A 10,976-nucleotide genomic window follows, 5' to 3' on the forward strand; every position below is an offset into this window, starting at 1 on the left:
CACTGACCTCTATGTTGAGGGCTTTTGTATTATGGTTATTTATTTTTCTCTTCACGTCTCTTTAGGATATATGCACCACCGAGTAAACCCACAGGTATACCAATAAGCGGTGTGACAATGTTACTTAAAATAAATATGATTACAGTTAAACTGAGTACGTTAAACCAATTAATTGTTAAGTTTTTTAAATCCTCATATGATTGTTTGATTAATTCTTTGAATTTCATAATAAAAACCGTCCTTTATTAAAATAATTTTGTGAATTGAGTTACTAAATAGAATGCTTAATCATACGACTCGAGTGTATAAATGAAATCATAGCAAAAATGAAATAAACAATTGTATATATAATCATTACTATGAATATAGGTGACATTGAGACATTTCCTAGAAGTTTCATAAATGCAAGTGCTGCAAATAATGCATGTAATAAAGCAATGAGAAGCGGTAATCCAAAATTAAATGCAATTTTTAATAGTAAACCTTTAGACATATCAGTGTAGGTAAATCCTATACGGCGTAATATCTTAAAGTTATCAAGTTCATCCTCAGTTTCATCCATTTGTTTAATGTAAATAATACAACCAGCAGCCATTAAAAATGCTATTCCTAAGAATGATGTTACAAAGATAAGTATGCCATTGCTTTGGTTTATAAATTTCTTATATTCATCGTGCGATACAATATTACGATTAACTTTTGAGGCAATTTTTTCTGCTTTTTTCACATCTTTGTGAGTGTTGAAATTAAAACCGTACATCTTATTAACAATATTGTCAGTTTTTAATGTGTTATATACCTCCGGACTCACCTCAACTATAGGAGCTCCAAATGATAATTGGGATGGATATATTTTAGAGTTATCTTTGTCTTTAACGATAATAGATTGTTTAGATTTTCCTTTAACTGTAATCTTATGATTTAAATGAATATCTATTAATCCTGTTGATGATTGTATATTCGTTATTTTAGCTTCATGACCTTTGAGATGTGAGTTCATCATTAGTGATGTTGTATTAGTAGACATATCAGAACCATTTTTACTCTTCATGACGTGGTCGCTTAATGTTTTTGGATTGATTACTTCATAAGTCCGCTGATGATATTTTAAATTTCCTTGATCTAGTTTATGTTTAAATTGCGCAGCTATTTTATTCTGGCTTATATTAAAATCATCTGGAGAAGTCATTTCTAAAGTTGTATTAGTATTAGATTGTGTAATTGCCGCGAAGCAAAGAATACTAACCGTGAAAGCTGAAATGATAGCAATAACTGTGAGAGACATCGCATTTTTCTTCATTCTGTGCATGATAGATGATGTAAAGACAACGTCTGTGATATTTACACGACCATGTTTGATATGTTTTAGTGTTTTAAAAATAAGTGATACAGAACTTCTAAAGAATAAGAAAGCACCAACAATAGTTAAAAAAAGTATGCTAAAAGGTGTAATCAAAGCAGTTGTTAAGGCTTTAAAAACACCAAACATTTCAGTAGACATATAATATCCAAATACTATCATTATAATTCCTAAAATGCCGCCGATTGCTTCAAACGTAGTTATCCGTTTTTGGGTAGCTTCCGGGGTATAATTGTCTTTCATCAAAGCTAAAATGCTGTGTTTTTTTAAGAAAATGTAATTTTGTATCATTATCAATAAAAAAGCGACAGCTAACATTACGATAGTAATAAGTATAGCTTGGGGTTCAAAGCCAATAGAGATATGTGTGTTTAACTTCATTAATTTAGAAGCGATAACAAGTAAAAGTTTTGAACCAAAAATACCAATTAAAGTGCCTAAAATTCCTGTTACAATAAAAAATACTAGTTGTTCTATATTGAGCATTCTTAGAATATTTCCACGTGTTAAACCTATCAGTTGGTATAAGGCAAACTCTTTTGTACGCCTTTTAATAAATAAATGATTTGCATACATTAAGAAAACAACAATAATGATAAAAAGAATTGTGGCACCAATTGTAGCACCATTTTTAATAATAGTTGAAGAATCTGAGTTATTAATACTATTTGAATATTTTAAAGTTGAGAAACTAAAATAAAGTATAATGCTAATCAATAATGAAAATAGAAACATTCCATAATGCTTAATATTTTTTCTTAAATTTTTAAGGATAAGTTGGTTAAATGTCATGACTGACACCACCTAATGCGGTTTGAAGTTTCATAATTTCTTGGTAAAATGTTTGTTTTGAATCGTTACCCTGGTAGATTTCTGAGTGTATATCACCGTCTTTCAACATAATGACTCTCTCAGCGTAACTAGCGGCTGAAGGATCATGTGTCACCATCATAATGGTTGAATTAAATTGTTTATTCATATCTTCTAGACGGTGTAACAAATCTTGAGCACTTTTAGAATCTAATGCGCCAGTAGGTTCATCTGCGAAAATAATCGTTGGTTTATGGACGAATGCCCGGGCTGCCGCCGTACGTTGTTGCTGACCGCCAGAAATTTCACTTGGATATTTATTTCCCAGGTTATAAATACCTAATGCCTCAGCCACTTCTTTATAATTTTGTTCCATTTCATATTTATGGAATTTTTGTACTGAGAGTGGTAGCATAATATTTTCTTTTACTGTTAATGTGGGTAAAACGCTATAATCTTGAAAAATAAAACCGAGATGTTGTTTTCGAAAATTTGCCACTTCTTTGTGGCTCAGTTTATTAATTTCTTTACCTTCAACTTCCACAGTTCCTCCTGAAATAGTATCTATTGAACTTAACACATTGAGTAAAGTCGTTTTACCTGATCCAGAAGGACCCATGACAGCTACAAATTCCCCTTTTTCAACTGAAAAACTTATATTATTTAAAGCTCGATATTTTTGTTTGTGACCATATACTTTTGATAATTGATTTGCTGTTAAAATAGCCATCCTCTCACTCCTTTAGTTATCTATATTTAAATTGTAGGATGGTTGGGATATCCTTGCCTTTATCTAAACTTACATTTATAGACATGAAACTTACATGTTTGAAAGATACTTGTTTTATAATTTATCAAAATACATATAAGTGAATGCTTTTGGTTTAATTTTCCGGATTATCCATGGCGCTTAATTTAAACTGAATTTTTAAAAATAAGGTTTTAGTTAATCATTAATAATAATTTAAAAATTGTTTGTTATAATTTATTATGAATTTATGAATGGAGAAAAGGAGTATTAATATGAAAAAAGTTTTTATGATCATAAGTATACTTACCATAACTGTTACTTTAAGTGCATGTGGAGGTTCTGGAAAACAAAAAGAGCCATCTAAGGAAAGTCAAAAATCTGATAAATATGATTATGTTTATTATGAAATATTAAATGATGGAGATTCTGAAACGCCAAATGTTGAGATTAAATATAAAGATAAAAAAGGTAAATCACATATAGAAAAAGCTGATTTAGATCACGTGTATGAACATATACTAGGTGATGGTAATAAAAAACCATATATTGTAAAGGATGGGAAGAAAATTCATGTATATCGACCACCATATATGATTTATGGTGATGATGATGTTGAAGGCAAAGCCGTTTCGAAAGATGAAGTTACGAAGTAAAAGAAAGGTGACAAAATGAAACAGCTATTATTTAAAACAAGTTGCGTAATAATGGTACTTCTCACGTCTTCTTTAAGTATTGTCAGTACATATTCTCATGCAACAACGTCAGGAGGAACGAGTAGTTCCAGTTCGGCAAGTTCTAGTTCAAGTAGCAGTGCAGCTTCTGCATCTAGAGGTTCAACTTCTTCAAGTACAAGTATGAGTCGTTCTAGTGCAATAAATGCGTCTCGCAATGCACAACAATCTAGTCAGCGTGCTGCCCAACAAGCAACAAAATCAAGTCGTGTAACAGCAACCAAAAATAAAGGACAACAAAGTGTATCAAGACAAAAAGCACAATCTCGTTCTTTGATGCCGTCTCAAAGACCTTATGATTCAAGTGCACCATACTCATCTCAATATATTGCTACAACTTATTATAATAATTGGTTATTCTATTATATTTTTGCACATTCGTTTTTAAATCAACATGAAAAGAAAAACAGTGTAGATGCTCAGTTTCATATGTTGAAACAACAAATGAAGCCTCATGAGAAACTTTATACTGTTACTGTAAAGACCAAACAAGGAAAGCGTGTCGTTGTCGTACCTAAAAAACAATATGACAAAATTGAAAAAGGAAAACACATTAAAGTTAAAAATGGTGTTGTTCAGTAATCTTTTATGAGCCCATGTAAGCTTAGTAATAAATGACATAAAAACATATCAAGGGAGCCATAATAATGAAGAAAGAAATAATAGAATGGATTGTAGCCATAATCGTTGCAATTGTTATCGTCACACTTGTGCAAAAGTTTTTATTTGCTTCTTATACAGTCAAAGGAGCGTCTATGCATCCAACATTTGAAAATAGAGAAAAAGTGATAGTAAGTCGTATAGCAAAAACACTTGATCATATTGATACAGGAGATGTAGTGATTTTTCATGCTAACGCGAAGCAAGATTATATTAAGCGACTTATTGGTAAACCAGGTGATTCAGTAGAATATAAAAAAGATCAACTATATTTAAACGGTAAAAAAGTAGATGAGCCTTATTTAAGTGAAAATAAAAAACATAAAGTTGGAGAATATCTAACGGAAAACTTTAAGTCTAAAGATCTTAAGGGTACGAATGGCAATATGAAAATTCCTAGTGGTAAATACTTGGTTTTAGGTGATAATCGTCAAAACAGTATTGACAGTCGCATGGATGAAGTAGGTCTTTTAGATAAAAATCAAGTTGTTGGAAAAGTAGTTTTGAGATACTGGCCATTTAATCGGTGGGGCGGTAGTTTTAATCCTGGAACATTTCCTAACTAATTAAATAAAACCCCTTAGTGCATATTTTCAATGACATACGTACTAAGGGGTTTTTTAATGCTTATTCTACTTCAATATGCTTACCGACAGCTTCCCATTTTATAGATACTGTTATGATAATTCCGAGTAAAGGGACAATAGACAAGATTAACATAGTATTCGTTAGACCTACTGTAGCAAGAATGATTGGAAAGACAAAAGTACCTATGATACTACCAGTACGACTTACAGATTCTACAAAGCCAGTAGCTTGTGAACGTAAATGAGTCGGAAATGATAAGGCACCAATTGTTTTTCCTTGAGTACCAGGACCTCCTGAATGGCCAAATAAAAATAATCCAATAAGGAAAGTGTTAAGAAGCATTGGTAGATGATGATAAAAGAGTCCTACACATACCATTGAAAGTAATACAAGTGTGAAGCCTATCATTGTAAGCTTGCGTGTACCTAATTTATAAGTCAATTGAGCACCTAAATATGCGCCTAGAATACCTGCTATATTGACTATAGCAGTACCTAATAATACACCTATTTTATCCTTACTAATAAGATAAGTTGCAATAATAGGTATGTATAAACCGACACCATAGTACTGCATACCTTGTAATGTTGAAATCGCAGTCGCCAGGATAATTCTTTTTATATATCTCGGTTTAAATAAGTCTGTCCAAGAATTATGTGGCGAAGTCACATCAGAATTTAAATCATCTTCAAGCGTTCCCTCTAGGTGGATGTCTTTATGATAATATTTTCTTATAAATTCAGTTGCTTTTTCTAAAGAATAATGATTAATCACCCATGTCGGACTTTCGTGTAAATATTTAATTCGCAAGATGTACAAGACAAAAGCAATAAGTGCACCAAATCCAACTGCATATCTCCACAAATGTGCACCAGTCCCTAGCATAAAGAACGCAGTGACCACTAAAGCAGAAGTAACTATTGCAACATACCAAACGACTTGCCAATAGTTAACATTTCTTCCTTTGTGCTTTAAATTACTTATTTCCGCAATAAAAGTGAAAGCAACTGGACTATCCATTCCAATAGCAAACCCCATTATACAACGACATATTATTAGAATAATTACATTTGGTGCGAGTGCCGCACCAAGAGAGGTTACAGTAAGTGTTAGTAAGGCAATTGATAAAATACGCTTGCGTCCAAACTGATGTGCTAATGTACCACCAAGTAATGCACCAAATAATGCACCAATAGGTAAAGAGGTCATTACTATAGATAGCGTTGCTGGTGATAAGTGAAACTGTTGAGTGAGTTGATCAGTCATTGTACCTAAAATAGTAATATCATATGCATCTAAAAATATAGTTCCTAATATTAAGAATAAAACCATCTTAGATGTCGATGTTTGAGCTTCATTGTCTATGAGTCTAAATAAGTCAGTTTTTGATTTAACGAAATCCATATTTTCATCCCTTATTTTCATTTTCTTTTCAATCGTAATCCAAGGTCATTAATTCAATATAAAATTAAGATTAAAAAATTATTAATGTTTTTAAAGATGAGAAGTGATTTGTGGATAACTAGATAGGTAAAAAATAGAAAAGTTGTTATAGCAACGTTTTAAGTTAGGGTGTGATTATCCACAGCAGCTGGATTATATGTGTATAATTTACAGAATTGTGTGACAATCATAGCTGTTTATTTGCTATCAACAGTTTTAAATGTTGGAGATATAGATTGTATGATAAATTACGTTTAATTTATTATTAAAGTTAAAGATTGTATATTTTTTATAATTTAAAATAATCTAATTAGAAAATTATTTTGATTAAATATAATTTGTTGTATTATTTAATGAATGAAAAGCAATTAGATTTTTGTAATAGTTTAGAAAATATTTGGTGTTTGAGAAAGTTTTATTTTTAAAATGAATAAATATATAGAATATCCTCTCAATTGAAACAAATTTTATCACTCGAATTCCTCAAATTTCTTAGGATCTTCTTCAAGAGATTGACTAGATATCATTTTAAACGTATTAGATAATTTCAAAAATTTCTTAACTTAAAGATTTTCTACAGGAGAGTTGTGAAAGAAAAATCATTTAGCTCAATCGCTTTATCTTTGGGTTTGAAAAATTAGATAGAGTTTTTGTATAAAATTGACTATCACTATTTTGAGGTTTCTAGCACTTACAGCTAATAGTCTTCTCTATGATTCATATTTCCAAACAATCCTATAATTTAAGCTTTATTTATGAATACATTTGGTAAATATTAAAAATTTATAGTTAAGACTGTATCGAAATTTGATAAAGATTAATTTAAATATGTGGTGGTTCAATTTATTTTGCAAGATGTTTGTAAAAACCTTGTTTTAACTCTCTTACCAACGAAAATTCTATAGAAAATGTAAAGTTTTTAAGATATCTATAAAAATAAATTACATAATTTTATTATTAAATCATCATTCTTTTAAAGTTTTTATAGAAAGAAATAATTATTTAATTTTTCATCTGTTTTGTACTGCTAATTTAGAATTAGTAGCAAAGATTATTAGTTTCTAACCTCCATTATAGAGCATTTTTACTCCTAAAAGTTAAATGCTTTTATACTTTTATAATAAAGCATCTTTAAATTTTATTTATAGAAATAAAATCCGAAAAATGAAAGGAATTAAAAGTAATTATAAAAATAATTGGGGTAATTTATATTATTATATTAATTTATTTTTTTAAAAAAGTATTGTTTTGCTTTATTGGATAAATTATGCTTATAAAGTATTTACATAAAAATGTAAATGCAATTTACAAGTAAATATTCAAATTATTTCCTTGTAAAATATTTATTTTAACTGGAGGTATAGTATGAAAAAGAGAAGACAAGGACCAATTAACAAGAGAGTGGATTTTCTATCCAACAAGGTAAACAAGTACTCGATTAGGAAGTTCACAGTAGGTACAGCTTCAATACTCGTGGGTGCTACGTTAATGTTTGGTGCCGCAGACAATGAGGCTAAAGCGGCTGAAGACAATCAATTAGAATCAGCTTCAAAAGAAGAACAGAAAGGTAGTCGTGATAATGAAAACTCAAAACTTAATCAAGTCGATTTAGACAACGGATCACATAGTTCTGAGAAAACAACAAATGTAAACAATGCAACTGAAGTAAAAAAAGTTGAAGCACCAACTGTTAATGAGGAATCAATAGCTGAAACACCCAAAACCTCAACTACACAACAAGATTCGACTGAGAAGAATAATCCATCTTTAAAAGATAATTTAAATTCATCCTCAACGACATCTAAAGAAAGTAAAACAGACGAACATTCTACTAAGCAAGCTCAAATGTCTACTAATAAATCAAATTTAGACACAAATGACTCTCCAACTCAAAGTGAGAAAACTTCATCACAAGCAAATAACGACAGTACAGATAATCAGTCAGCACCTTCTAAACAATTAGATTCAAAACCATCAGAACAAAAAGTATATAAAACAAAATTTAATGATGAACCTACTCAAGATGTTGAACACACGACAACTAAATTAAAAACACCTTCTGTTTCAACAGATAGTTCAGTCAATGATAAGCAAGATTACACACGAAGTGCTGTAGCTAGTTTAGGTGTTGATTCTAATGAAACAGAAGCAATTACAAATGCAGTTAGAGATAATTTAGATTTAAAAGCTGCATCTAGAGAACAAATCAATGAAGCAATCATTGCTGAAGCACTAAAAAAAGACTTTTCTAACCCTGATTATGGTGTCGATACGCCATTAGCTCTAAACACATCTCAATCAAAAAATTCACCACATAAGAGTGCAAGTCCACGCATGAATTTAATGAGTTTAGCTGCTGAGCCTAATAGTGGTAAAAATGTGAATGATAAAGTTAAAATCACAAACCCTACGCTTTCACTTAATAAGAGTAATAATCACGCTAATAACGTAATATGGCCAACAAGTAACGAACAATTTAATTTAAAAGCAAATTATGAATTAGATGACAGCATAAAAGAGGGAGATACTTTTACTATTAAGTATGGTCAGTATATTAGACCGGGTGGTTTAGAACTTCCTGCAATAAAAACTCAACTACGTAGTAAGGATGGCTCTATTGTAGCTAATGGTGTATATGATAAAACTACAAATACGACGACTTATACATTTACTAACTATGTTGATCAATATCAAAATATTACAGGTAGTTTTGATTTAATTGCGACGCCTAAGAGGGAAACAGCAATTAAGGATAATCAGAATTATCCTATGGAAGTGACGATTGCTAACGAAGTAGTCAAAAAAGACTTCATTGTGGATTATGGTAATAAAAAGGACAATACAACTACAGCAGCGGTAGCAAATGTGGATAATGTAAATAATAAACATAACGAAGTTGTTTATCTAAACCAAAATAACCAAAACCCTAAATATGCTAAATATTTCTCAACAGTAAAAAATGGTAAATTTATACCAGGTGAAGTGAAAGTTTACGAAGTGACGGATACCAATGCGATGGTAGATAGCTTCAATCCTGATTTAAATAGTTCTAATGTAAAAGATGTGACAAGTCAATTTGCACCTAAAGTAAGTGCAGATGGTACTAGAGTTGATATCAATTTTGCTAGAAGTATGGCAAATGGTAAAAAGTATATTGTAACTCAAGCAGTGAGACCAACGGGAACTGGAAATGTTTATACCGAATATTGGTTAACAAGAGATGGTACTACCAATACAAATGATTTTTACCGTGGAACGAAGTCTACAACGGTGTCTTATCTCAATGGTTCTTCAACAGCACAAGGGGATAATCCTACATATAGTCTGGGTGACTATGTATGGTTAGATAAAAATAAAAACGGTGTTCAAGATGATGATGAGAAAGGTTTAGCAGGTGTTTATGTTACTCTTAAAGACAGTAACAATAGAGAATTGCAACGTGTAACTACTGATCAATCTGGACATTATCAGTTTGATAATTTACAAAATGGAACGTACACAGTCGAGTTTGCGATTCCTGATAATTACACGCCATCTCCCGCAAATAATTCTACAAATGATGCAATAGATTCAGATGGTGAACGTGATGGTACACGTAAAGTAGTTGTTGCCAAAGGAACAATTAATAATGCTGATAATATGACTGTAGATACTGGCTTTTATTTAACTCCTAAATACAATGTCGGAGATTATGTATGGGAAGATACAAATAAAGATGGTATCCAAGATGACAATGAAAAAGGAATTTCTGGTGTTAAAGTAACGTTAAAAAATAAAAATGGAGATACTATTGGCACAACGACAACAGATTCAAATGGTAAATATGAATTCACAGGTTTAGAGAACGGGGATTACACAATAGAATTTGAGACGCCGGAAGGCTACACACCGACTAAACAAAATTCGGGAAGTGACGAAGGTAAAGATTCAAACGGTACGAAAACAACAGTCACAGTCAAAGATGCAGATAATAAAACAATAGACTCAGGTTTCTACAAGCCAACATATAACTTAGGTGACTATGTATGGGAAGATACAAATAAAGATGGTATCCAAGATGACAATGAAAAAGGAATTTCTGGTGTTAAAGTAACGTTAAAGGATGAAAAAGGAAATATAATTAGCACTACAACAACTGATGAAAATGGGAAGTATCAATTTGATAATTTAGATAGTGGTAATTACATTATTCATTTTGAGAAACCGGAAGGCATGACTCAAACTACAGCAAATTCTGGAAATGATGATGAAAAAGATGCTGATGGGGAAGATGTTCGTGTAACGATTACTGATCATGATGACTTTAGTATAGATAATGGTTATTTTGACGATGATTCAGATAGTGATTCGGACGCAGACAGTGACTCGGATTCAGACAGTGACTCGGATTCAGACAGTGACTCGGATTCCGATAGTGACTCAGACTCAGACAGCGATTCGGACGCAGACAGTGACTCGGATTCCGATAGTGACTCAGACTCAGACAGCGATTCGGACGCAGACAGTGACTCGGATTCAGACAGTGACTCGGATTCCGATAGTGACTCAGACTCCGACAGTGATTCAGATTCAGACAGCGATTCGGACTCAGATAGTGACTCGGACGCAGACAGTGACTCGGATTCAGACAGTG

General features: G+C 31.6%; 8 protein-coding genes. 4 read left to right on the forward strand and 4 right to left on the reverse strand.

Going from position 1 to position 10,976, the window contains the following annotated elements:
• Positions 1-35: 35 nt before the first annotated feature.
• From HMPREF2576_RS08975 to HMPREF2576_RS08985, 3 genes are read right to left on the reverse strand one after another with little or no spacing between them, the layout of a single operon-like run.
• Positions 36-227: a VraH family peptide resistance protein gene (locus tag HMPREF2576_RS08975; RefSeq protein ID WP_001831751.1), complete on the reverse strand. Its 192-nt coding sequence runs from the start codon at positions 225-227 to the stop codon at positions 36-38.
• A gap of 44 nt (positions 228-271) precedes the next feature.
• Positions 272-2,152, reverse strand: a complete 1,881-nt coding sequence (locus tag HMPREF2576_RS08980; RefSeq protein ID WP_002437268.1) for an FtsX-like permease family protein — start codon at positions 2,150-2,152, stop codon at positions 272-274.
• Positions 2,142-2,900, reverse strand: coding sequence for an ABC transporter ATP-binding protein (locus HMPREF2576_RS08985; protein WP_001831790.1), 759 nt, complete (start codon positions 2,898-2,900; stop codon positions 2,142-2,144). Before HMPREF2576_RS08985 ends, HMPREF2576_RS08980 begins: the two co-directional genes overlap by 11 nt.
• A gap of 293 nt (positions 2,901-3,193) precedes the next feature.
• Here HMPREF2576_RS08985 and HMPREF2576_RS08990 point away from each other — a divergent pair, with 293 nt between their 5' ends.
• The 3 genes from HMPREF2576_RS08990 to lepB all read left to right on the forward strand — a co-directional run bounded on the left by HMPREF2576_RS08990 (position 3,194) and on the right by lepB (position 4,878).
• Positions 3,194-3,574 carry an LptM family lipoprotein gene (locus HMPREF2576_RS08990; RefSeq protein WP_001831755.1) on the forward strand — a complete coding sequence of 127 codons (381 nt, stop codon included), beginning with the start codon at positions 3,194-3,196 and terminating at the stop codon, positions 3,572-3,574.
• Between the two features lie 15 nt (positions 3,575-3,589).
• Entirely contained in the window at positions 3,590-4,234 is a 645-nt protein-coding gene (locus HMPREF2576_RS08995; RefSeq protein WP_002470130.1) for a hypothetical protein, read from the forward strand.
• Positions 4,235-4,299: 65 nt separating this feature from the next.
• A complete protein-coding gene (lepB, locus tag HMPREF2576_RS09000; RefSeq protein WP_002437258.1) occupies positions 4,300-4,878 on the forward strand; it encodes a signal peptidase I in 579 nt (192 codons plus the stop codon).
• A gap of 61 nt (positions 4,879-4,939) precedes the next feature.
• On the opposite strand, the gene HMPREF2576_RS09005 is transcribed toward lepB, so the two are convergent.
• Positions 4,940-6,304 (reverse strand): MFS transporter, encoded by a 1,365-nt coding sequence (locus HMPREF2576_RS09005; protein WP_070856515.1) that lies wholly within the window; start codon positions 6,302-6,304, stop codon positions 4,940-4,942.
• A gap of 1,404 nt (positions 6,305-7,708) precedes the next feature.
• Here HMPREF2576_RS09005 and HMPREF2576_RS09010 point away from each other — a divergent pair.
• On the forward strand, positions 7,709-10,976 hold a 3,268-nt coding region (locus HMPREF2576_RS09010; RefSeq protein WP_256313864.1), incomplete at its 3' end, for an SdrD B-like domain-containing protein.

Source organism: Staphylococcus sp. HMSC063F05 (assembly GCF_001837075.1).
Taxonomy (GTDB): Bacteria; Bacillota; Bacilli; order Staphylococcales; family Staphylococcaceae; genus Staphylococcus; species Staphylococcus epidermidis.